The 20,761-nt window shown below is 64.8% G+C and carries 27 protein-coding genes; 14 read left to right on the top strand and 13 right to left on the bottom strand.

Going from position 1 to position 20,761, the window contains the following annotated elements:
- The first annotated feature begins 112 nt into the window (after positions 1 to 112).
- The 3 genes from ACJ8FR_RS12820 to ACJ8FR_RS12810 all read left to right on the top strand — a co-directional run bounded on the left by ACJ8FR_RS12820 (position 113) and on the right by ACJ8FR_RS12810 (position 4,073).
- Positions 113 to 1,429, top strand: a complete 1,317-nt coding sequence (locus ACJ8FR_RS12820; protein ID WP_407829026.1) for a UDP-glucose dehydrogenase family protein — start codon at positions 113 to 115, stop codon at positions 1,427 to 1,429.
- Positions 1,430 to 1,498: 69 nt separating this feature from the next.
- Positions 1,499 to 2,767 (top strand): nucleotide sugar dehydrogenase, encoded by a 1,269-nt coding sequence (locus ACJ8FR_RS12815; RefSeq protein ID WP_407829025.1) that lies wholly within the window; start codon positions 1,499 to 1,501, stop codon positions 2,765 to 2,767.
- 34 nt (positions 2,768 to 2,801) lie between these two features.
- Complete coding sequence (locus ACJ8FR_RS12810) at positions 2,802 to 4,073, top strand: sugar transferase (RefSeq protein WP_407829024.1); 1,272 nt, start codon at positions 2,802 to 2,804, stop codon at positions 4,071 to 4,073.
- On the opposite strand, the gene ACJ8FR_RS12805 is transcribed toward ACJ8FR_RS12810, so the two are convergent.
- On the bottom strand, positions 4,070 to 4,672 hold the full coding sequence (locus ACJ8FR_RS12805; RefSeq protein WP_407829023.1) for an acetate uptake transporter: 603 nt from the start codon (positions 4,670 to 4,672) through the stop codon (positions 4,070 to 4,072). The genes ACJ8FR_RS12810 and ACJ8FR_RS12805 overlap by 4 nt on opposite strands.
- Positions 4,665 to 5,999, bottom strand: coding sequence for an MFS transporter (locus ACJ8FR_RS12800; protein WP_407829022.1), 1,335 nt, complete (start codon positions 5,997 to 5,999; stop codon positions 4,665 to 4,667). Before ACJ8FR_RS12800 ends, ACJ8FR_RS12805 begins: the two co-directional genes overlap by 8 nt.
- 115 nt (positions 6,000 to 6,114) lie before the next feature.
- Between ACJ8FR_RS12800 and ACJ8FR_RS12795 the strand changes: the two genes are divergently transcribed.
- The 4 genes from ACJ8FR_RS12795 to ACJ8FR_RS12780 are packed head-to-tail and all read left to right on the top strand — an operon-like array spanning position 6,115 to position 6,732.
- Positions 6,115 to 6,258 carry a hypothetical protein gene (locus ACJ8FR_RS12795; RefSeq protein WP_407829021.1) on the top strand — a complete coding sequence of 48 codons (144 nt, stop codon included), beginning with the start codon at positions 6,115 to 6,117 and terminating at the stop codon, positions 6,256 to 6,258.
- Positions 6,255 to 6,404, top strand: coding sequence for a hypothetical protein (locus ACJ8FR_RS12790; protein ID WP_407829020.1), 150 nt, complete (start codon positions 6,255 to 6,257; stop codon positions 6,402 to 6,404). The genes ACJ8FR_RS12795 and ACJ8FR_RS12790 overlap by 4 nt, the downstream gene beginning before the upstream one ends.
- Positions 6,386 to 6,574 (top strand): hypothetical protein, encoded by a 189-nt coding sequence (locus ACJ8FR_RS12785; RefSeq protein WP_407829019.1) that lies wholly within the window; start codon positions 6,386 to 6,388, stop codon positions 6,572 to 6,574. Before ACJ8FR_RS12790 ends, ACJ8FR_RS12785 begins: the two co-directional genes overlap by 19 nt.
- On the top strand, positions 6,571 to 6,732 hold the full coding sequence (locus tag ACJ8FR_RS12780; RefSeq protein WP_407829018.1) for a hypothetical protein: 162 nt from the start codon (positions 6,571 to 6,573) through the stop codon (positions 6,730 to 6,732). The genes ACJ8FR_RS12785 and ACJ8FR_RS12780 overlap by 4 nt, the downstream gene beginning before the upstream one ends.
- A 49-nt stretch (positions 6,733 to 6,781) precedes the next feature.
- Here the strand turns inward: ACJ8FR_RS12780 and ACJ8FR_RS12775 are convergent, their stop codons facing one another.
- Positions 6,782 to 8,275: a PLP-dependent aminotransferase family protein gene (locus ACJ8FR_RS12775; RefSeq protein ID WP_407829017.1), complete on the bottom strand. Its 1,494-nt coding sequence runs from the start codon at positions 8,273 to 8,275 to the stop codon at positions 6,782 to 6,784.
- A 123-nt stretch (positions 8,276 to 8,398) separates the two neighbouring features.
- Here ACJ8FR_RS12775 and ACJ8FR_RS12770 point away from each other — a divergent pair, with 123 nt between their 5' ends.
- Positions 8,399 to 8,944: a hypothetical protein gene (locus ACJ8FR_RS12770; protein WP_407829016.1), complete on the top strand. Its 546-nt coding sequence runs from the start codon at positions 8,399 to 8,401 to the stop codon at positions 8,942 to 8,944.
- Positions 8,945 to 9,084: 140 nt separating this feature from the next.
- Here the strand turns inward: ACJ8FR_RS12770 and ACJ8FR_RS12765 are convergent, their stop codons facing one another.
- Positions 9,085 to 9,387, bottom strand: coding sequence for a hypothetical protein (locus tag ACJ8FR_RS12765; RefSeq protein ID WP_407829015.1), 303 nt, complete (start codon positions 9,385 to 9,387; stop codon positions 9,085 to 9,087).
- 344 nt (positions 9,388 to 9,731) lie between these two features.
- Here ACJ8FR_RS12765 and ACJ8FR_RS12760 point away from each other — a divergent pair, with 344 nt between their 5' ends.
- On the top strand, positions 9,732 to 9,986 hold the full coding sequence (locus ACJ8FR_RS12760) for a hypothetical protein (RefSeq protein ID WP_407829014.1): 255 nt from the start codon (positions 9,732 to 9,734) through the stop codon (positions 9,984 to 9,986).
- Positions 9,983 to 10,207, top strand: a complete 225-nt coding sequence (locus tag ACJ8FR_RS12755) for a hypothetical protein (protein WP_407829013.1) — start codon at positions 9,983 to 9,985, stop codon at positions 10,205 to 10,207. The genes ACJ8FR_RS12760 and ACJ8FR_RS12755 overlap by 4 nt, the downstream gene beginning before the upstream one ends.
- Before the next feature lie 60 nt (positions 10,208 to 10,267).
- Here ACJ8FR_RS12755 and ACJ8FR_RS12750 read toward each other — a convergent pair whose 3' ends face one another.
- Positions 10,268 to 10,510: a hypothetical protein gene (locus tag ACJ8FR_RS12750; RefSeq protein WP_407829012.1), complete on the bottom strand. Its 243-nt coding sequence runs from the start codon at positions 10,508 to 10,510 to the stop codon at positions 10,268 to 10,270.
- Positions 10,511 to 10,649: 139 nt separating this feature from the next.
- On the opposite strand from ACJ8FR_RS12750, the gene ACJ8FR_RS12745 reads away from it, so the two are divergent.
- Positions 10,650 to 11,378: a hypothetical protein gene (locus tag ACJ8FR_RS12745; RefSeq protein WP_407829011.1), complete on the top strand. Its 729-nt coding sequence runs from the start codon at positions 10,650 to 10,652 to the stop codon at positions 11,376 to 11,378.
- Here ACJ8FR_RS12745 and ACJ8FR_RS12740 read toward each other — a convergent pair.
- From ACJ8FR_RS12740 to ACJ8FR_RS12710, 7 genes are all read right to left on the bottom strand, one after another.
- Positions 11,375 to 12,289, bottom strand: a complete 915-nt coding sequence (locus ACJ8FR_RS12740) for a YncE family protein (protein ID WP_407829010.1) — start codon at positions 12,287 to 12,289, stop codon at positions 11,375 to 11,377. The two genes, ACJ8FR_RS12745 and ACJ8FR_RS12740, sit on opposite strands and share 4 nt — an antisense overlap.
- Before the next feature lie 113 nt (positions 12,290 to 12,402).
- Complete coding sequence (locus ACJ8FR_RS12735) at positions 12,403 to 12,723, bottom strand: hypothetical protein (protein WP_407829009.1); 321 nt, start codon at positions 12,721 to 12,723, stop codon at positions 12,403 to 12,405.
- Between the two features lie 98 nt (positions 12,724 to 12,821).
- Positions 12,822 to 13,448 carry a hypothetical protein gene (locus ACJ8FR_RS12730; protein WP_407829008.1) on the bottom strand — a complete coding sequence of 209 codons (627 nt, stop codon included), beginning with the start codon at positions 13,446 to 13,448 and terminating at the stop codon, positions 12,822 to 12,824.
- Between the two features lie 74 nt (positions 13,449 to 13,522).
- Positions 13,523 to 13,849: a hypothetical protein gene (locus tag ACJ8FR_RS12725; RefSeq protein WP_407829007.1), complete on the bottom strand. Its 327-nt coding sequence runs from the start codon at positions 13,847 to 13,849 to the stop codon at positions 13,523 to 13,525.
- 386 nt (positions 13,850 to 14,235) lie between these two features.
- Entirely contained in the window at positions 14,236 to 15,213 is a 978-nt protein-coding gene (locus ACJ8FR_RS12720) for a hypothetical protein (protein WP_407829006.1), read from the bottom strand.
- Positions 15,214 to 15,792, bottom strand: a complete 579-nt coding sequence (locus ACJ8FR_RS12715) for a DUF6932 family protein (protein ID WP_407829005.1) — start codon at positions 15,790 to 15,792, stop codon at positions 15,214 to 15,216. It abuts the gene before it with no gap.
- A 182-nt stretch (positions 15,793 to 15,974) separates the two neighbouring features.
- Positions 15,975 to 16,466 (bottom strand): hypothetical protein, encoded by a 492-nt coding sequence (locus ACJ8FR_RS12710; protein WP_407829004.1) that lies wholly within the window; start codon positions 16,464 to 16,466, stop codon positions 15,975 to 15,977.
- 150 nt (positions 16,467 to 16,616) lie between these two features.
- On the opposite strand from ACJ8FR_RS12710, the gene ACJ8FR_RS12705 reads away from it, so the two are divergent.
- Positions 16,617 to 17,288, top strand: coding sequence for a CPBP family intramembrane glutamic endopeptidase (locus tag ACJ8FR_RS12705; protein WP_407829003.1), 672 nt, complete (start codon positions 16,617 to 16,619; stop codon positions 17,286 to 17,288).
- Positions 17,289 to 17,433: 145 nt separating this feature from the next.
- On the opposite strand, the gene parE is transcribed toward ACJ8FR_RS12705, so the two are convergent.
- Positions 17,434 to 19,428, bottom strand: a complete 1,995-nt coding sequence (gene parE, locus ACJ8FR_RS12700) for a DNA topoisomerase IV subunit B (protein WP_407829002.1) — start codon at positions 19,426 to 19,428, stop codon at positions 17,434 to 17,436.
- A gap of 312 nt (positions 19,429 to 19,740) precedes the next feature.
- On the opposite strand from parE, the gene ACJ8FR_RS12695 reads away from it, so the two are divergent.
- Both ACJ8FR_RS12695 and ACJ8FR_RS12690 read left to right on the top strand, forming a co-directional pair.
- Positions 19,741 to 20,124, top strand: a complete 384-nt coding sequence (locus tag ACJ8FR_RS12695) for a type II toxin-antitoxin system death-on-curing family toxin (RefSeq protein ID WP_407829001.1) — start codon at positions 19,741 to 19,743, stop codon at positions 20,122 to 20,124.
- Positions 20,125 to 20,233: 109 nt separating this feature from the next.
- Entirely contained in the window at positions 20,234 to 20,755 is a 522-nt protein-coding gene (locus tag ACJ8FR_RS12690) for an Hsp20 family protein (protein ID WP_407829000.1), read from the top strand.
- Positions 20,756 to 20,761 lie beyond the last annotated feature (6 nt).

Raw genomic sequence — 20,761 nt, 5'->3', positions numbered from 1 at the left:
GTTCGGGCTGGCTCACAAAAAGACTTGGGCAGGTCATAAGCACAGCTTGATGCGATGCTTGTTCATTGGCGGCCCCGGCGGCTAAGGGCGCTGGCCAGCCTCAGGAGTAACCATGCGCATTGCGATGATCGGCACCGGCTATGTCGGGCTCGTGTCCGGGGCCTGTTTTGCCGATTTCGGCCACCGCGTCTGCTGCGTCGACAAGGACGCCGCCAAGATCGACGGGCTCAACGCCGGCGAGATGCCGATCTGGGAACCCGGGCTCGAGGCCCTGGTCAAGGCCAACGCCGAGCGCGGCCGGCTGACGTTCACGACCGACGTTGCTGCCGCAGTGCGAGACGCCGAAGCGGTGTTCATCGCGGTCGGGACGCCGGCGAGGCGGGGCGACGGGCACGCCGACCTGACCTTCGTGTTCGAGGCCGTGCGCGAGCTCGCCAAGATGATCCGGCCGGGCACCGTGGTGGTGACCAAGTCGACCGTGCCCGTGGGCACCGGTGACCGGATCGACGCGATCCTACGCGAGGAGGGCGTCACCGACGTGTCGGTCGCCTCGAACCCCGAGTTCCTGCGCGAAGGCGCCGCGATCGCCGACTTCAAGCACCCCGACCGGATCGTCGTCGGCGCCGAAGACGACCGCGCGCAGGACGTGGTGCGGGAAATCTACCGGCCGTTGTTCCTCAACCGCGCGCCGATCCTGATCACCGGCAGGCGCACCGCCGAGCTCACCAAATATGCCGCGAACGCCTTCCTCGCGGTCAAGATCAGCTTCATCAACGAGATCGCCGATTTGTGCGAAGCGGTCGATGCCGACGTCCAAGACGTCGCCCGCGGGATCGGGCTCGACAATCGCATCGGCGCCAAGTTCCTGCACGCGGGGCCGGGATATGGCGGAAGCTGCTTTCCCAAGGATACGGTCGCGCTGCTGCAGACCGCCGAGCAGGCGGGGGTCGAGCAGCGGATCGTCCGCACCACCGTCGAGGTCAACGACCGGCGCAAGGCGCAGATGGTCGAGCGTGTGGAGCGGGCATTCGGTGGGCAGCTGTCCGGCAAGCGCGTCGCCGTGCTCGGCCTCGCGTTCAAGCCGAATACGGACGATATGCGCGAAGCCCCGTCGATCCCGATCGTCAAAGGGCTGCTCGAACGCGGCGCATCGGTCGCGGCCTACGACCCGGTCGCCCGGCTGCAGGCGGAGCAGATCCTGCCCGGCGTCGATTTCGCGGAGGACGCTTACGGCGCCGCGGAGGGCGCCGACGCGCTGGTGATCGTCACCGAGTGGGATGAGTTCCGTGCGCTCGACCTCGACCGCATCGCCGCGTCGCTCAAGGGCAAGATCCTGATCGACCTGCGCAATGTCTACGACCGCAGCGATGCCGAAGCCGCCGGGCTGACCTATTACGGGATCGGCCGCGGACGACCGGAAAAGGGCTAGTCCGGGTTTAATATATCCGTTTCGGTGGAGGTGTGTTCGAAACGGTTTATCTCGGTATAGTCGCGCGCAATGCCGGCTCATCCGCGTATCGTCGTCATCGGTCTTGGCTATGTGGGGCTTCCGCTCGCCGTTGCGCTCGCGCGCAAGTTCAAGGTCGTCGGCTTCGACATCGACGAAGCGCGGATCGCCGAGCTTCGCGGAGGCCACGACCGGACTCACGAGGTCGAGGGCGACGCGCTGCGGGCCACTTCCCTCGGCATCACCAACGACCCCCGCGAATGTGCGGGCGCCGACGTCTACATCGTCACCGTGCCGACGCCGGTCGACCAGGCCAATCGCCCCGACCTCGGCGCGGTCATGGCCGCGACGCGGATGGTCGCGGCCGCGATCGATCCCGCGCGACGGCCGACCATCGTCTACGAAAGCACCGTCTATCCCGGCGTTACCGAAGAACTTTGCGGGCCCGAGATCGATCAGGCCGCAGGACTGAAGCGCGGCCGCGACTTTCGTCTCGGTTACAGTCCGGAGCGGATCAATCCCGGCGACCGCGAGCACAGCATCGACCGGATCACCAAGATCATCGCCGGCGAGGATGCCGAGGTCGTCGAACAACTTGCGACGATCTACGGCGCCATCACCAGCGGCGGGGTGTTCCGCGCCGCCTCGATCAAGGCGGCCGAGGCCGCAAAGGCGATCGAGAATGCGCAGCGCGACATCAACATCGCCTTCATCAACGAAGTCACCCAGATCTTCTCGCGCATTGGCGTATCGGTGTGGGACGTGCTCGACGCGGCGCGGACCAAGTGGAATTTCCTCGGGTTCGAGCCAGGGCTGGTCGGCGGCCACTGCATCGGGGTCGATCCTTACTACCTCAGCCACCTTGCCCAGCAGGTTGGCCACGACCCGCAGGTGATCCTCGCCGGGCGGCAGACCAACGACGGCATGGGCGGCTGGATCGCCGACGCACTCCACGACCGGCGCCGCAAGGCAGGAAGCGCGCTGATCCTCGGGCTCACCTTCAAGGAGAATGTGCCCGATCTGCGCAACAGCCGCAGCTTCGACCTCGTGCGGCGGCTGCTGTGGCTCGGGCACGACGTCGAGGTCGCCGACCCGGTCGCCGCGGCCGAAGAGATCGAGAGCGAGCATGGTCTCAAGGTCACCGAGCCTGACGGCCGGCGCTACGATCTGGTGGTCGGGGCGGTCGCTCACCGCGCCTATCGCGATCTCCCCGACGAAAGCCTGGCGGCGCTGGTCGCGCCGGGGGGCACGCTCGCCGACCTCAAGGGCATGTGGCGTGGCCGTGAGCTCGATCCGGGGCTCGACCGGTGGACGCTGTGAAGGGCGTTCGACAAGCTCAGGGCGCAGCCTGACGATGCGGCACGACCAGGTCCGCGAGACGCCTTCGCTCCTCGTGCGCAGGCGATTCCAGTTCGCCGGAGCGCTTGTCGTCGGCGCACTGCCGTCATGGTTCCTGCGCGGGCCGCTGCTCCCCGGCACGATGATCGAGGCGGCGAGCCTCAATACGCTGGTGGGCAATGCGGTCGCGGTGATCATCGCCTTCTGGACCCGGCTGTCGATCGAGACCTATCCGGGAATCCGCAGGAGCTCGGTGATCCTGCCCGCCGCGCTCACTGGGCATGGCATCGTCGTCGTGTGGTTCGTCCTGACGCGTTTCCCCTACGACCGCGTCGGGCTCGCCGCCGGCTTCCTGCTCCACGTCGCCTGGCTCTATATCCTCTACATCCGGGCCGAGCGGAGGGTGCGGCGGCGCATCGCGGTGGTCCCGTTCGGCGCCACGGACCGGCTGGTCGAAATCGAGGGCGTCGACTGGCACCCGCTCAAGCGAGCGCAGCTGCGCGACGCCCGTTCGTGCAACGCGATCGTCGCCGATTTCAGCGCCGAGCTGCCCGACGAATGGGAGGCGTTCCTCGCCGACGCAGCGATTGCCGGGCGGATCGTCTACCAAGTCAAGCAGCTCGCGGAATCGCTAACCGGGCGCGTCGAGCTCGAGCATCTGTCCGAAAACAGCTTCGGTTCGCTGCTACCCGCGCGGGGTTATTTCTACTTGAAGGGCCTGGTCGATTTCGCCTTTGCGCTTCTGCTGCTGCCCGTGGTGCTGCCGCTGATGGCGGCCGTCTCGCTCGCGATCCGGCTCGACAGCAGCGGCCCGGCGCTTTTCCGGCAGAAGCGCGTCGGTCACGCCGGGCGCCCGATCATCGTCTACAAGTTCCGGACCATGCGCCGGGTCGAGGATGTCGACGATCGGACCTCGGCAATGACTCTGGATAATGACGATCGGATCACGCGGCTCGGCCATTGGCTTCGCAAACTCCGCATCGACGAGCTGCCGCAGATCATCAACATCCTCAATTGGGAGATGAGCTGGATCGGGCCGCGGCCGGAGGCGGAGGTGCTGTCGGTGTGGTACACCAGCGAAATCCCATTCTACCGCTATCGCCACGTGGTGAAGCCCGGAATATCGGGCTGGGCCCAGGTCAACCAGGGCCACGTCGCCGAGGTCAACGAGGTCCACCGCAAGCTGCAGTACGACTTCTACTACATCAAATATTTCTCGCCCTGGCTCGACGTGCTGATTTTCTTCCGGACGATCAAGACGATGCTGACCGGCTGGGGCGCGCGCTAGGCGCCGAGCACAGGCCGCTCGCCGACCGGCACCAACGCGCGGCCAAACACGGAATTGGTGACGATCGCGAAGCTGCCGTAGATCGCGAGCGAACCGCAGACGAGCCCGAGCCAGCCGCCGGCATGGCTCAGCGCCGGGTTGGCCTGGATGGCGCCGAGGCCGAGCAAACCGAACGTCACCCACAGGGTCAGGAAAATCAGAAACAGGATCTTGGGAAGGCGGAACGTGCTGATCCACAAATAGAGGGTCAGCACGCCCCACAGCAGCAGGGCGACGCCGACTGTCGGGCCGGCCTGCGAGATGTCGATCCAGTGGTTGTGGGCGAACAGCAGCAGGAAAGCGAACCACCACCAGAAGGCGCCATAGCTGAAGAAGGCGGTCATCCCGAAGGTGTTGCCGAGGCGGAACTCGAAGGCGCCGGCGAAAATCTGCATCAGGCCGCCGAATGCCAGCGCCAGCGGGATCACCACGGGCTCTCCGCCCGCCGGAAGCACGCCGGCGTTGACCAGGCTGAGCAGCACCGTGGTCAGCCCGAACGCTACCAGCCCCAGCGCGGCCGGATTGGCCGCCGGAACCACGATCACCTCGTCATCAACCATGTCGATTCCCCTCTTTGCCCGACGAGTTTTCCTGCGCATCGCCGCGCAATGTCAACGCCGGCGCCGTTTCGCTGAGGCGCAGGAAGACGGGCAGCACGCACAGCGCGACCAGCGCGATCATGATCCCCGGCGCGGTGCCCCAGCCGGTGCGCTCGACCAGCAGCTGCGCCGCGAACGGGGTGAGGCCGCCGAACACCGCGGTGGCCATGGTCGCGCCGAGCGCGAGGCCGGTGATCCGCCCTTCGCCGGGAAATTGCTCGGCGGTGGCGACCGCGCCGACCGCGCTTACCGCCCCGGCGAGCATGGCCAGGACAACGGCGCCGACCAGCGCCTCGGTTCGGGCGGAGCTGGCCATCAGCGAGAACATGGTGACAGGAAGCGCGGCGCTGCCGAGACACAGGGCGATCAGCACCGGTTTGCGGCCGATCCGGTCGGTGAGCGCGCCGGTCAGCGGAGTGACCAGGATCACCGCGACCGCGGCCACGGTCGACAGCCACAGCGCGTCGCGCTCGCTCAGCGACCCCGCCGAGGTCAGGAACGAAGGGACGTAAGTGATCCCGACATAATAAGTGATCGAGCCGAGCGCCGAGATGGCGAACGAGCGGGCGATGGCGAGCCGGTGGTTGGTGAGGGCGTGGCGCAGCGGCAGCTCGGGCACCGTGCCCGCGTCCTGTTGGCGGCGGAACTCGGGGCTCTCGTGCATGGTCGAACGCGCGACCCAGACGGAGGCGGCGAGCGCGGCGCCGACGAAGAAGGGGATGCGCCAGCCCCAGGCGTCGAGCGCGGCCTGCGGCAACTGGCTGACGGTCAGCGCCGACACCCCGACCGCGAGCAGCGCGCCGACCTCGCTCGCCGCCGAGGCCGAGGAGGTGACCAGCCCGCGGCGCCGCACCGGCGCGCCTTCGAGCAGATAGGCGACCACCCCGGTATATTCGCCGCCGACCGAGAACCCCATCACGCAGCGTAAGGCCAGCAGCAGCCAGCCGGCTGCGGGGCCGATGGCGGCGCGGGTCGGGAGCAGCGCCGTCGCTAGCATCGCCGCGGTCATTAGCGCGACCGACATCAGCATCATGCGCCGCCGCCCGTATTTGTCCCCGATATGGCTGAAGGCCACCGCACCGAGCGGCCGCATCAGATAGGCGATGGCGAACCCGCCGAGCGTCAGCAGCAGCGAGCCGCTGCCGCCGCCGTAGAACACCCGGGCGAGGATCGTCGCGACATAGAGGTAGAGCGTGAAATCATACCATTCGACGATGGTCGAGAACGCCGCGACGGCGAGCGAGCGGGGTGGAAGGACAGCGGTTTCGCGGAGATCGGTCGGCGCCATTCCGAGCGCCCTAGCATGACCGCGCTGGATCACGCCTGTTTCCATTTCGTCAACCAATCCGGAGCTAAACCGAAGGCGGCGTGGCGGGTGGGCCCGAAAGGGGGGCTTTCCGCTGATGAAACTGTTCAAGGCCAACCAGGCAGCCCAGTCCGAGGAGGACCGGGCACGCGACCTGCGGTTGACGTCGATCGCCAGCCGCTATCGCGTGCGGCCCGAAGCCACTCCGCCACCGGAGCAGGGTCAGGAACCGGGCCAGTGAGGCGGCACGCCGCGCTCGACCGGTTGAGCGACATTACGAAGCGGAGGGTGATCCGCAGGGCCGTGCTCGTCCCGCTCCCGATTCCGGGGATCGAGGACGGCGACCCGACGCGCAAGACGAAGGTCGAATGGCCAGTTCCCGACTGAGCCTGTTGGCCGCCGCAATACTGGCGTTCGGGACCGCGGCGTGCGATCGTTTGCCGCACTGGGGCTCGATGCGCGCCGGACAGAGCTCGGTCACGGTCAAGCTGCCGCCGCCGCGGCCGGCGGCGCCGGCACCGGGGTTCGCGTTCGCGCCGGAAGGAGTGCGGCCATGAAATGGTTGTTCGGTTTCGCGGTGTTCTTCTGGACCAGTTGCGGGCTGCTCGGCGCGTGGTGGCTCGACGACCATCGGTTCAAGACCATCGCCAAAGGCCCGATCAGCCTCGCCAAGGCCTATAACGAGAACCCGCCCAACTATCCCGGGCCGAGCTAAGTCCGTCGAGCCGGGCTTCATCCGGCAGCCGCCTCGGCTGCAGGAACGTTCAATTCGCGAGTTCCGCAACTTCCTCGGCTAGCGCGTCGACGGCGAGCCTGAGTTGATGGCTGTCGGCCGCGGCATAGGCGATGACGAAGCCGATTTGTCCGGGCGGGCCGACGAAGAAGCGGTCGAGTGAGTGGATGATGATCCCGCGCCGGGAAAGCGCTTGGCTGACCGCCTCACATTCGATCCTCGTCCGGGCCAGGGCAGCAATGTGCATTCCGTAGAAGGAGGGCACGACCGTCAGGTACTGGCCAAGGCGTTGATCGAGCAGATTGAGCAGAAGCCCCCGCCGGTCGCGATAGATCCGGCGGACGCGGCGGATGTGACGCGCGAGATGCCCATCGAGAATGAACCTCGCCACGGCGGCTTGAACGGGGACCGAGCAATGCCAGTCGGTGGAATTCTTGGCCGCCACGAGCGCCGGCAACGCCCATCTGGGAGGAACGAGAAACCCCAGCCTGAGCGACGGAAACATGCATTTGGAGAAGGAGCCGACATAGCAGACGTGGCCGGAGGACGCGCTGCTACGAAGCGCTTCGATCGGGCTTCCGTCATAGCGGAACTCGCCATCGTAATCGTCCTCGACAATCACCGCCCCCGTCTGCTCGGCAAAGCGGAGGAGGGCTTGCCGCCGTCGCGGCGACATCGGCATGCCGAGCGGGAATTGATGCGACGGGCATACGCATATGACCTTTGCGCCCGCCGGGATTTCGTCGATCACGATCCCTTCCGAATCGACGCGGACCGGAGCGATCCGTGCCCCTGCCAACGCAAATGGCGCCCTTATCGGCGGATATCCGGGGTCTTCGACCGCCACGATCGTTTCGCCCGAGGTCACAAGCGTTCGAGCCAGAAGGTCGAAGCCCTGTTGCGCGCCGGAGGTTACCAGGACGTCGTCCGCGCCGCAGGCCAGTGCGCGGGTTAGGCTGACATGCTCGGCAATCGCTCGCCGAAGCTGGCCATTCCCCTGATTGCCCTGCGGACTTTTCGAGGGCGACGGGGTCATCTCGAGCTTCCGCAATGCACGGGCCATGACCTGGCGGAACGCGGCATGCGGAAAGAGCCGCTGGTCGACGAGCGCGGGCCGCAGGTCGGCGACGATTTGGTTTCCGGGAGCGGACTCATGGCTTTCCTGCCAAAAACCGATCCAGGAACCGATCTCGGAACGCTCCCAAAAGGAATTGACGCGCCCTTGCACCGACGTCGCCCGTGGCGAAGCCGGTGCGGCGAGCTTCGGGCGCGTGTCGCTGACATAGGTGCCCGATCCATGCCTGGCCCCGACCAGGCCTTCTTGCGCCAGCCGGTCGTAGACGTCCTGAACCGTGTTCCGGGATGCGCCGAATACATCGGGTGCGGCGCGCGTCGACGGCAAGCGGGAGCCGGGGAGCAGACGCCCGTCCAGGATCGCCGACCTGAGCTGGCGAAAAAGGTGGCTGGCGATTTCCCGCGAGCCTTTCGCCGCCGCGGTGATCTCGAGCTCGAAAAGTGTACCCATCGGTTCATTGGGCCACTTGGCGGCGGCCTGCCAAGGTTTTTCCGTAAACTGGCGCTCCACAGGCGCGATCTCACGAGCTTAAGTGACGGCGCTCTCGGACGGATCAACGATGGAGGTGTCGACGTGCGTTTCGTTTCTGCTCTTGTGATCGCGCTGGCATCGGCAAGCCCGGCGAGCGCCCAGCATGCGCCCGATGTGCGCGACGGATCTCACGACATGGACTTCTCGATCGGCAATTGGACGACCGAGGTCACGATCGTCAAAGATCCCTTCAACAAGCCCGACGAGCAGATCCACATGAAGGGGAGCAAAGTGGCGCGCCCGGTGTGGAACGGCAAAGCGGTGCTCGAGGAGATCGAGGCCGGGAGTGGCGGCGACCATTGGCAGGGCGCGACCTTCTTCCTGTACGACCCGAAGACCGGCCAGTGGAGCCAGAACTTTGCCGACAGCTCGGCGGGCCGGATGGATGCCACGCCCAGTTTCGGCGGCTACCGCGACGGCAATCTGGAATTCTATTCGCAGGAATTCGTCGGCGACCGGGCGATGCTCGTGCGGGGAACCTGGAAAGTTCGTTCGGCCGACCTGCATACCTACGAGATCGACCGTTCGATCGACGGGGGGCGGTCCTGGCACCTGTCCTTCCTCGCGAGCGTGAGCCGGCGAAAATGAGTCGTTCGGCCTAGGGTTTGGCTTTCACGCGTCAGTCGCGTCGAACGAACGACGCTGCACTTACGGTAGCGCGGCGCTGCGCCGGCTGCCTTTGAACGTGCTTTCGATCGGTGAATAGCTTTGCGGATGAACCGGGCGGTTCAGGGATATGATGCGGGCCGGTCGTACAGGGCGGAAAGCGCCCGGCCGCGGGTCGGGGTGTTACTCCGGACGAAGGCTTCGGCTTCGCGCATGGTCGCGAACGAGTGGCTGAGCGGCTCACCGCGCGGACGCGTCAGGACCGCCTGATAAGGCAAAGCCGCCAGGCGGTTGTGAATGATCTGCTCCGAGTTGAAAATCATGTCGCCGCCTTCATTGCCGCGAGCCGCGTCCGGGCGAATTTCCGGTGCAAGGGGCGCGGGCGCGGAAGGCTGATCCTGTCCATTGGGCGTGTCACTCGGCATGAATGGTCCTCCGCTCGACAAGTAACGCATCGGCTGGCTCCTTTTTGGCCGCCTGCCGGAATCACGCCCCGCCGGCGAGGAGACCATAAGGATCGAAGAACGAGCAGCTTAGCGCCAAAGTCCGTCGATTGCGACTGGTAGCATGAAATAAATAGGAATGAAGCAATCCGATCACAAGAGCGCGAAAAACAAAAATATAACTCAATGCAGATTACTTTATTCCGACATGGACGTAGTGGATTTATTATTGAAATGCTGTAGAGTATTCCTGACGCTACGTTTCGACCCGCAAGCAATTAGTGATCGAGAACGAAAGTCCTCCGCTTGCCAGCAGGTGCATTGCCATGAGCGGACTGAATCCTATTCCCCTCGAAGCCAGGGCTTCGGCGAAGACGCCGAAGCACAAGGACACTGCGGGCACGTGCCGCGAGCGCGCGACCGCGGACCTTCTGAAGTCGGTCACCATGATCACCGCCAACGAGCGGCTGACGCTCGAACGCAGTGCCGCGAGCTGGCAGGTGCGCGCCAACCTCCTCGACCGGCTGGAAGATACCGCACGGGCGCGCGGGCTATCCGCTTCGCAGGGGTTGAGCGCATGAGCCGGGCCATCCTGCTGTCGCTCGACGAAGGCGCCGTGATCGCGCACTGCCTCAAGGCCAAGGTCAGCGTGTCGGCGATCGAGGGCCTGGTCGGCGGCGGAGTGCGCCTGGTGTGCCGGAGCAGCGTCGGCGCAGAGCTCATCCGCACCACGCTCAAGAAGCATGTGATCGAGGGCGCCGCGATCCGCGAGCCGTATCGGCCGAAGACGCCGATGTGGTGAACCCGGAGACGGCCGTTCCCCTGCCGCCCGCGGGCTGCAGGGGATAAGCAGGCCGCTCGGTTACTTGGTCGTCGAGGTCGTGACCTTCGCCTTGATGTGGGTCACGTGCTTGTGGCGGACGACCTTGTGCCGGCGATGATGCCGCATCGGCTTGTGATGGCGCACGACGTGGGTCGTGGTGGTCGTGGTCGCCGGCACCGTCGTCGTCTCGGTAGTGGTCGTGTTGGTCGTCGGCGGCGTTGTCTGGGCGACGCCCGGCGACGCGATCGCCACAGCGGCAATCGATGCAATGATGAATCTCATGATTTCCTCCTGTCTTGCGGCCAGCACCTGCAACTATGCTTTCGCGGCACTAAGGTTGCATCTGGGGTGAGGGGCGTATCGCGGTCCATTTCCGTCAGGACCGCTGGCGCGCGGCCGCCGGGGCGGCCATAATTCACGCATGACGCTTGTTTTCCGGGTTGCCGCGCTTGCGTTCGCCGGCGCGGCGGCTCCCGCGCTCGCGGGCCCGCCCTATCTCACCGACGACCCGATCCCGACCGATACCGGCCATTGGGAGCTTTACGCGTTCACGGCCGGAGAAGGCCATGGATCGACCTTCGACGGCAGCGCGGGTTTCGACCTCAACTACGGCCCGGTCGAAGGCGTCCAGCTGACGGCGACGCTTCCGCTGAGCTTCAGCCACGCGCCGATCGAGGGTTGGAAGAGCGGCAGCGGCGACGTCGAGCTCGGCGTCAAATATCGCTTCTTCCACGACGACAAGAAGGGAATCTCGGCGGCGATCTTTCCACGCGCGATCCTTCCGACCGCCGCGCACAGCCCAAGCGAACGGATGCGCATCCTGCTGCCGCTGTGGGTCGGCAAGGATTTCGCCGGAGGCACGAGCCTGTTCGGCGGCGGCGGCTACACGGTCAATCCCGGGCCCTCGAACCGCGACTTCTGGCAGGCGGGGATCGCCGCGACGCACGACCTCAGCAAGACCGTCTCGGTCGGCGCCGAAATCACTCGGCAGGGCCCCGATACGCTCGGCGGCACGCCGCAAACCCGCGCGGGGATCGGCACCATCGTCCAGCTGTCCCACCATTATGCCTTGCTCTTCTCCGGCGGGCCGACCTGGGCCGACGGGCGGACGAGCTACCGTTTCTATGCGGCGCTCGGCCTCAACCTCTAGGGCGCGACGACGAGCACGCGGAAGGTCCCCGGGACCGGCTTGGGGCGCTCATTGCCGACCGGCGGCGCGAGCTTTGCCGACGGGAGATAGGCGCGCCCGGTCACCGGATCGAGGGCAATGGTCCGCGCGCTGACCGCGGTCGCGACCTGGCCGACGACCTTGGGCACGGGCTGGAGCCGGATCAGGGTCAGATTGCCGTCGCGGCCGGCGGGAACCAGCGCGATGTGCCGCCTGGCGTCGAACGCCGCGCCGTCCGCGCCCTTGCCGATCGGCAGCCGCGCGACCTCGCGCCCGTCGGGCGCGGAGACGATCGCGACCCCGTTGGCGCAGGCCGAAAGCACTTCATTCGAGGCCGGGTCGTAGGCAATGCCAGTCGGACCGTCGCAGCCCTGCAGCGGAAAGCGCGCCTCGACCCGCCGCGTACGGGTATTGATCACGGCGACTTCATTCTTGTCCTCGACGTTCACATAGAGCCGGCCGGATCCGGTCGCGGCGCCGAGCTCGAGCGAACCGCCGACGGGGACGGTGGCCAGCACCTTGGCCGAGGACGGGTCGACCACCGTGATGTCCCCGCTGCCCGCATTCATGATCCAGACCGTGCGCGTCGCCGGGTCGTAGGCCGCGGCGTCGGGCTTGGTCCCGGTCGCGATGGTCGCGCGGACGCGCCCGGTGCGGCCGTCGAACAGGGTCGCGGTGTTGGTCTCGCCGTTGGTTGCGATCACCTCGTGCGTGCCGGGGATGGCGAGCGCGGCGTGGACCCGCTGCCCGGGCACGATCCTGTCGGTCGCCTGGCCGGTCCGAAGGTCGATCGCGGTGACGCCGTCGCCATGCGCGACGTAGAGCCGCTGGTCGGCCGGGTCGACGCTGAGCAGGTCCCAGCCGCCATCGCCGGCGGGGAGTTGGGCGACCATTCTATATTGGGGTCCGGCTGCCGGAGCCGGGGGGGCGGCCCCGGTGAGCAAGGCCAAAGCAAACAACGCGCGCATGAAAAATCCTCCAGTCGGGAAATAAGCTATTCTAGCGATCAGGGGCAGCTGATCTTAACCGTCACCTTCCGTTTCGGCAGTGCTTCCCACATGCTCTCAACTTGCAGCCGCGCGCCTTTGCTGAACAGGATATTCGTCCTCTGAACGCCGCTCGACCCAGCGTCGCCCCCGGTGACCAGGCCGGACAGGGGCGTCTGTCCCGCCGGGCATCGGAAATCCCCATCCAGCAGGAAGCGCAGCGATCGGTAAAACTCGGCAGCCTGGCGCTGGTTGAGGTGCACCGGCTCGTAGCCGACGGCGAGCGCGGCGCTGCCCATGAACAGCAGCGGGAGAGCGGCGAACGCCAATCCTGTCTTCATCATTGGGCTCCAACTCGAGGCCGCCGCGTAGCCCGGCCTGGCCGATTAAAGGCGGGAAGCTGAACATCGTCTGCTAAAATCACGCAAAGAGATGCTGCTCAATCTCCCAGCATGTGATCGGCGAGGCTGTAGCAGTGGCTGGCCTGATAGGCGTTGCGGCCGCGGTTCATGTGGGTGAGGTTGAAGTTGCGGATGGCGCGCAGCGCGCGCGGGGTCGCGAGGAATTTGCGGATCGAGGCGGCGCCGCGGACCTTGACGCCGAACGTGTCGGCTTTCCACAGGAAGTGGCTGACGTCTCCGGGCTGCATCACGCAGCTTTCGAGAAAGGCGGTGTCGAGATGGCCGGGCTCGGGCGATCCGTCGGTGGTGAAGTCCGATAGATGCAGGATGAACCGCGCGCGGAGGGAGTCGCTGTCCGGCAAGAGCGTGAACAGCTCCATCCAGCTCGCATTGACGCGGACGAGCGGCTTGTCGGAGGTCGAGGGCAGGCAGGACACCGACCAGTAGGTGCGCTCGGTGGTGCGCGGGATGGGGATGCAGGTTGCGTCGTAGAGGCGGAGGATTTCGAGGACGTCTTGCGCCTGCGGGCGGCGGAGCAGCTTTTCGAAGCGGGCGGTGTATTTGAAGCGCTGTTCGAGGGATTCCGAGCGTTCGTCGGTGTCGGGCGGCGTGGCTTCGCCCTCCAGCCAGGCGCGCTGCTGCTGCGGGTCGAGAAATTGGCGCAAGCCTTTGGGGCAAGCTGAGTCGGCGCGGCGCATAACGTCGGCGTAGCAAAGCTCGCTGGCGCTCGCACCCACCCCTAGCCCCTCTCTGCCAGGAGGGGAGAAAGGCGCGAATGTTCGCGAATGTTCGTAGTGACGGCGCGGGTTTGCTGCGCACGAATGTTCACAATGTTCACGGTCCTACGCGTGCGCACGCGAGGGATCCGCCCGAAACGCAGCAAACGCAGCGATCCCACACGTGTGCGCGCGCGAGGCTGCTCGGCCAGCGCCTCGGTGAAGGCGTATTGCTTTTCGACCGTCCAGCCGTCGTTGGTGGCGGAGGGGCACGGGTTCGAAGGGGATGAGTGGCTGATTTCCTGCGTCTCAGTCCCCCGGACTGGCTTGCTCGTAAGTGGTTCGTCCATATGGTTCTCCTCGAACCATATTGGATCACAGATAAGGGGGTGTAGGAAAGGTTTTTGAACCAGGACAGCGCACGTAATAAAATGAGTGCGCTGCTACTGCTGAATTGCCACCCTCACACAGCTAAGAGCCGAAAGCGCCCAAACCCCCAGGATTACCAATGCAAGTCCCCAGCGCAGCCAAGGCGGGTAGTAGGCGTCCTCACATTCCTTCGAACAAAAGACGTTGCGGGAATGATAGACAGGGAAGTCAGTGAAAAATGGGCCTTTCCCGCAATTCACGCAGTAGTGTTTGTAGCGATGGCAGCCTGTGAATTTAGGCCGGGTATCTCTAACTCTGATATTCTTGGTTCGCTTCAGGCTGACCTCTCCAACTCCCTGTATTGGCCTTATGCCTTGGGAAGTCTCCGGCTCTCAGGCGAGAGAAGATCAGTTGGGGTGTCCAGTCCTGTGAGAGTGAAACTTTCGCGCTCTGAGCCGTCCGAGCGGACGGCAATCCTCCGCCGCATGAGAGCCGTATATGTCTGCCCTGGTGCAATCTGGTCCCCGTGGAGTCGCGCTAGGTATTGGCTGCTCAGCTGTTGGTCGACCTGACCGCTGATGATCCGACCGGTCGCCTCTTCACGGAAATCAAATCGTCTTTGCACGGGTGAGATACCTAGCAACTCGCCTTTTGTAGCGAAGTCCTCGTCATTGACCACCGTACCATGCAGTCTCTCGCGCGCTCGCGCGACCAGTGAATTGTCGAGCACGATGGATCGACTGCTCTCGATTATCTTTAGTGAAGCCGAGTCGTTGTAAAGATTTTCATAGAATGACTGAACTGTGATGAACATTCGACGATCGATGCTCGCGAGAGCATCATCAAAGGTCTCGGGATCAGGACTGGCTAGTGCCGCGAGCATATTGTCGACCTGGGTGATCGCTTCCTTCACCGGGCTGGGCACGAGAGAAGTTTGTCCAGAATCCTTCTCTTCCAACTGAAAACCAAACGATCCATGCACGACGTTTGTTATATTCAGTCGAGCTAAATCGCGTGAAGGCACAGGGCCCGTTCGTGAGAGACCTCCTGTCTCTCTTTCGCCAATCTGTTTTGCGATAAGCTCTTGATAATCATGGAGAGCGTCAGCGGCAAATTCCGCGTCAATGCCGCGGGATCCTTCAACGGGAAAGCCGTCAAAAGCGAGGATGACGACTCCCTGAGTCTCGAGTTCGTCTGTCATAGTCGCGAGTTCAGTACGCACGACCTCCAATCGCTTTGCAATCGAGGCCCGATTAACGATGTCGTTAGGATCAAGCTCATCGAGAAAGTTCTGAAGCGATTGCTCTTCGCTTTGAAGAGAATCCTTGGTGAGTTTCAGGGCCATCTAAGCGCCTCGCCTGCGAAGCTCAGCATCTGCGGCGGCGTCCAAGGCCGCCGGACCCAACGGTATTTGGACAATCCCTTTCCATCGATAGGTCGTCCGCTGGTGCGAAAAGAGACTGAACCAAAACGCGCTCAGCATAGCAACATTCTGACTGAGCCCTCCCAAGTCGATTGGGTACGCGTCACAATGAAAGTGAGCCTTACAGTAGTCCGCATCGAAAAGCGTTGGCAGAAGTGTCGTCGCGACGGGATTCCAATTTGCATCGTTTATCAGATGGGAAGGACGCTTGAAGAGTGTAACGACGTCCACATCTCCAGGAGCGAGTCCCTTGGTTTTTTCCTTGTCCTCAACGAAACTGCCGTCGATCCATTGAAAGCCCTCCTGCAGCCCGGCGCTTCGAAGCTGATCACGGTAGGTGAGTAGTCCCCTAAGAATTTCGTTGCGAGGCGGACTGCTCCCAAACCGAATGATCAAGTCCTCTGGAGTAGTTTTGTAGGGACTTTGGCTCGCAAATGTGCCCGGCTCCGTTCCAATGAATGGAGGCAAAACTCCCCCCAAATCAAACGCCGGAATAGTCATCGGGAAGTTCTAGATCAAACTGTTACATGAGCGCAATCTCTCAGTCGATCTCATCAGGCGCTCGAACAAAGCAGGATGTGAAGACGTCCAAGTCGCCGCTTAGGAAGTATTTGAGGCGCTTCATTCTCACCTACGCATCAATCGCATCCTCATCGACCGCTGCGGCGCTGTTCTGGATGAACTCAAACCTCAGCGCCGGGTCGCGGCCCATTAGACGCTCGACGATATCCCGCGCCGCCTGACGCTCCTCGTACGGCCCCGGCAGAGTCACCTTGAGCATGGACTGTGCGACGCTTCCTCAACAACAGCAGCACAGCCAACCCCGCCGCCGCGACGACATCGTAGGACCCGCAAAATCCCGGCCACCAGACCGGCACGCCGCTGCCCGGAAGCACTCCCAAGCGCAGGAAGTCGAACAGGCCGTGACCGGCGAGGCCGGCGACCACTACCCACAGGCTGGTGCGGAAGCCGATCACCGCCAGCGCCGCGAACACAGCGAAGAACAGGAGCTCGACAGTGAGGCCGGAGCCGCCGCCCATCACCGCGAACAGCACATAATAAGAGCCCACGATGACCAGGACGGTCGCGTAGAAGGCGCGGTCGCGGTCGAAGCCGACGAGGTGGGCGAACAGGCCGACGCCGAGGGCCAGGAACATTCCGATCAGCAGAGCCATGGCGCAGGTGTAGCCACGAAACAGCCGTGGAGCGAGGGTTGCGCTCGGCCTGGTCGATTTGACGAGCCGGGTTCCCGCGTCGGGAGAACTGGCCTAACCATTCGTTGCGGGGGCGGTCCTGTTGTCGCCTGCCGAGCCGGGGGAAAGATGATGAACCGAGCGTCTCCAGCCGGGCGGGCGTGGACCTATGTCGGGCTCGTCATCGCCTTCTTTGGAATCCCCGCGGTCAATCTGGTCTTCAAGCTGGCCGGCTACACCCGCAAGGACGATGGGGCGATCGTCGTGCGCGAGCTCGCCATCCTGGCGCTTGTCGCCGCCTTGCTGTGGATCGTCCGGTCCGGCGAGCGGCTGCCGTGGTCGTCGATCGGGCTTAGGCGGCAGCCGGTCGGATTCGCCATCCTGTGGACCCTGGCGGCGATCGCCGCGTTCGCGGCGGCCTTGTTCCTGTGCCTCGGGCTGCTGCTCCCGGCGCTCGGCCTCACCTACGGCGGGCAAGGGGGGCCGGCGGTCTCGCTCGGAGTGACGACGCTGGTCGTGATGCGCGCCGGCCTCGCCGAGGAAGTGTTCTACCGCGGCTATGCGATCGAACGGCTGGAGGCGCTGAGCGGCAGCCGCGCGGTCGCGGCGATCGTCCCGTTGGTGCTGTTCGCCGGCTTCCATTTCAGCCAGGGGATCGCCGGTGTGCTGATCGCTTTCTTCGTCGGCTCCGCCGCGACCGCGATCTATCTGTGGAAGCGCAATCTGGCGATCCTGATCGCGGCGCACTTCACGGTGGACTTCGTGCCCAACGTGCTGCTGCCGCTGATTGCCGGGAACAGCTGAGCCCGAGCGTGCGGCGAGGAGCCAATCAGGCGTCGACCATGCGATCTTTAGCTTAGTCCCCCGGACTAAGCGTCGACCATGCGATCTTTAGCTTAGTCCCCCGGACTAAGCGTCGATCATGCCATCTTTGGCTTAGTCCCCCGGACTAAGCGTCGATGGCATCCTCATCGACCGCCGCGGCGCTGTTCTGGATAAACTCGAAGCGCAGCGCGGGGTCGCGGCCCATTAGGCGCTCGACGATATCCCGCGCCGGCTGACGCTCCTCATAGGGCCCCGGAAGCGTGACCTTGAGCATGGACCGGCTCGCCGGGTCCATGGTGGTTTCCTTGAGCTGGTTGGGGTTCATCTCGCCGAGGCCCTTGAAGCGGCTGACCTCGACCTTTTTGCCCTTGAACTCGGCCGCTTCGATCTCAGCGCGGTGGGCGTCGTCTCGGGCATAGAGGGTCTTGGCGCCGCTGGTCAGGCGGTAGAGCGGGGGCTGGGCGAGGTAGAGGTGGCCGCGCCGCACCAGCTCGGGCATTTCCTGGAAGAAGAAGGTCATCAGCAGGGTCGCGATGTGCGCGCCGTCGACGTCGGCGTCGGTCATGATGATGATGCGCTCGTAGCGGAGCGCATCCTCGTTCCATTTGTCGCGGGTGCCGCAGCCAAGCGCGAGGTTAAGGTCGGCGATCTCGCTGTTGGCGCGGATCTTCTCTGCAGTGGCCGAGGCGACGTTGAGGATCTTGCCGCGCAAGGGGAGGATGGCCTGGGTCTTGCGGTTGCGCGCCTGCTTGGCCGAGCCGCCGGCGCTGTCGCCCTCGACGATGAACAGCTCGGTGCCTTCGGGGTCGTCGGAGGAGCAGTCGGTGAGCTTGCCGGGGAGGCGGAGCTTGCGGGCGCTCGTCGCGGTCTTGCGCTGGACTTCGCGCTCGGCGCGGCGGCGGAGGCGCTCGTCCATCCGCTCGACGATCGCGCCGAGGAGCGCGCGGCCGCGGTCCATATTGTCGGCGAGATAATGGTCGAAATGGTCGCGCATCGCGGCCTCGACGAAGCGCGCCGCCTCGAGGCTGGTCAGGCGGTCCTTGGTCTGGCTCTGGAAATGGGGGTTGCGGATGAAGATCGAGAGCATCAGCTCGACGCCGTTCATCACGTCGTCGGCGGTGATGTCCTTCGCCTTCTTGTTGCCGACCAGCTCGCCGAAGCCGCGGATGCCCTTGGTCAGCGCGGCGCGGAGGCCCGCTTCGTGGGTGCCGCCATCGGGCGTGGGGATGGTATTGCAGTAATAGCTTTCGCTGCCGTCGGAATAGAGCGGCCAGGCGACCGCCCATTCGGCGCTGCCCTGGGGCTCGCCGGAGGGATCGGGGGGGAAGGGCTGGCGGCCGACGAACGGCACATTGGTGACGGCGGGGCGGTCGCCGAGCTGCTCGGCGAGATGGTCGGCGAGGCCGTTCGCGAACTGGAACACCGCGGTTTCGGGCACGTCGGCGGAGGCGAGCGAGGGATCGCAGCGCCAGCGGATCTCGACCCCGGCGAAGAGATAGGCCTTGGAGCGGGCGAGCTTGTAGATGCGCAGCGGGTCGAACGCCGCGTCGGCGCCGAAAATCTCGGGATCGGGGGTGAAGGCGGTGGTCGTGCCGCGGCGGTTGGGGGCCGCGCCGACGGTCTCGAGCGGCGAGGTGGCGACGCCGCGCGAGAAGGCCTGGCGGTAGAGGGTGCGGTCGCGCGCGACCTCGACGATTGTCTCGGAGGACAAAGCGTTGACCACGCTGACGCCGACGCCGTGGAGGCCGCCCGAGGTCGAGTAGGCCTTGCCCTCGAATTTCCCGCCCGAGTGGAGCGTGGTCATGATGACCTCGAGCGCCGACTTGCCGGGGAAGCGCGGGTGCGGGTCCACGGGGATACCGCGGCCGTTGTCGCTGACGGTCAGGCGGTTGCCCGGTTCGAGCGTGACTTCGATGCGGGTGGCGTGGCCGGCGACCGCTTCATCCATGCTGTTGTCGATGACCTCGGCGGCGAGGTGATGGAGCGCGCGGGCGTCGGTCCCGCCGATATACATGCCGGGGCGGCGGCGGACCGGCTCGAGGCCTTCGAGCACCTCGATCGCGGACGCGTCATAGCTGTCGGGCGCGGATGATGCGGAAGAAGAAAACAGGTCGGCCATTTGCATGCGGTATAGGGCGCGGATTCGAGCCGTGCCAAGCGCGTGCGGCTTGGCAATCCACAGCTTCAATGTTATAACGGCTGTATGAACAAAACGACAAAACTGGTGCCTGTTGGAAATTCCACGGGCGTGATCATTCCGCGGGACATTCTTGCCGCTAGCGGTCTCGTTCAAGGCGAGGAGGTTATAATCACGGCGACGGCCGGCCGGCTCGAGATCGAGACAAGGACCGACGACTTCGATCGGCAAATGGAGATTGCGCGGGATGTGATGAAGCGTCGGTTCAAAGCGCTCCGCGAACTCGCGAAATAGATGAATTGGCGTTGGATCGACGCTTCGTTTGCCGTTGCCGTCCATGATCAACAGCTTGCTACGCACGGTGGCGGAACCGGCATTCGGGACCAAGGCATGCTCGATAGCGCGCTTGCGCGCCCGAAGAATTTGGCCGCTTATGGCGAGCCGGATGTCCCTGCACTTGCCGCCAGCTACGCCTTTGGCATCGCGCGTAATCATCCATTTGTCGACGGAAACAAGCGCACGGCGCTAGTCGTCTGCGAAACGTTCCTCGTTGACAACGGCTATTCGCTGCTCGCGTCCGACGCCGAACTGGCAGTTCTTTTTGAAGCCCTGGCAGGTGGCAAATTAGGCGAAGATGAACTCGCCCAATGGTTTCGAGAGCGCGCTCACCAGTCTTGAAATCGCGCGCGGCGGTTCCAAATTTTTGGCTGCCGGGCGCTCCATGAGGTCCGGTGACGGGGTCGCAGCCTCGGCTGGTCCCCGCCTTGCTCAACAAGAGGAGGAGCAAATGCGTAGTGCTTTCGATTTTGCGCCGTACCGGCGTTCCACCGTCGGCTTCGACCGGCTGTTCGACATGCTCGAAAACAACAGCGTCGGCCAGGCGCAAGAGAATTACCCGCCGTTCGACCTGATCAAGCTCGGCGACAACGATTACCGGATCGAGCTCGCGGTCGCCGGGTTCAAGCCCGACGAGCTCGACATCACCGCCCAGCAGAACGTCCTGGTCGTGACCGGCCGCAAGAAGGACGAGGACGAGCAGAAGGGCAATAATTACGTCTATCGCGGGATCGCGACGCGTTCGTTCGAGCGGCGCTTCGCGCTGGCCGACCATATCCAGGTCCGCGGCGCGGACATGAAGGACGGCCTGCTGTCGATCGAGCTCAAGCGCGAGATCCCCGAGGCGATGAAGCCCAAGAAGATCAACATCGGCGGATCTGAACGCGAGGAGCGCTCGGCGATCGGCGGCGGCAGCGACCAGCCTGCGTCCAGGCAGACGGTCGACGCCCAGGCCGAAGCCCACAACGCCTAAGCATCT

The sequence above is a fragment of the Sphingomonas sp. genome (assembly GCF_045810705.1).
In the GTDB taxonomy this organism is placed as follows: domain Bacteria; phylum Pseudomonadota; class Alphaproteobacteria; order Sphingomonadales; family Sphingomonadaceae; genus Sphingomicrobium.
This window is presented reverse-complemented; position numbering and strand designations above follow the sequence as displayed.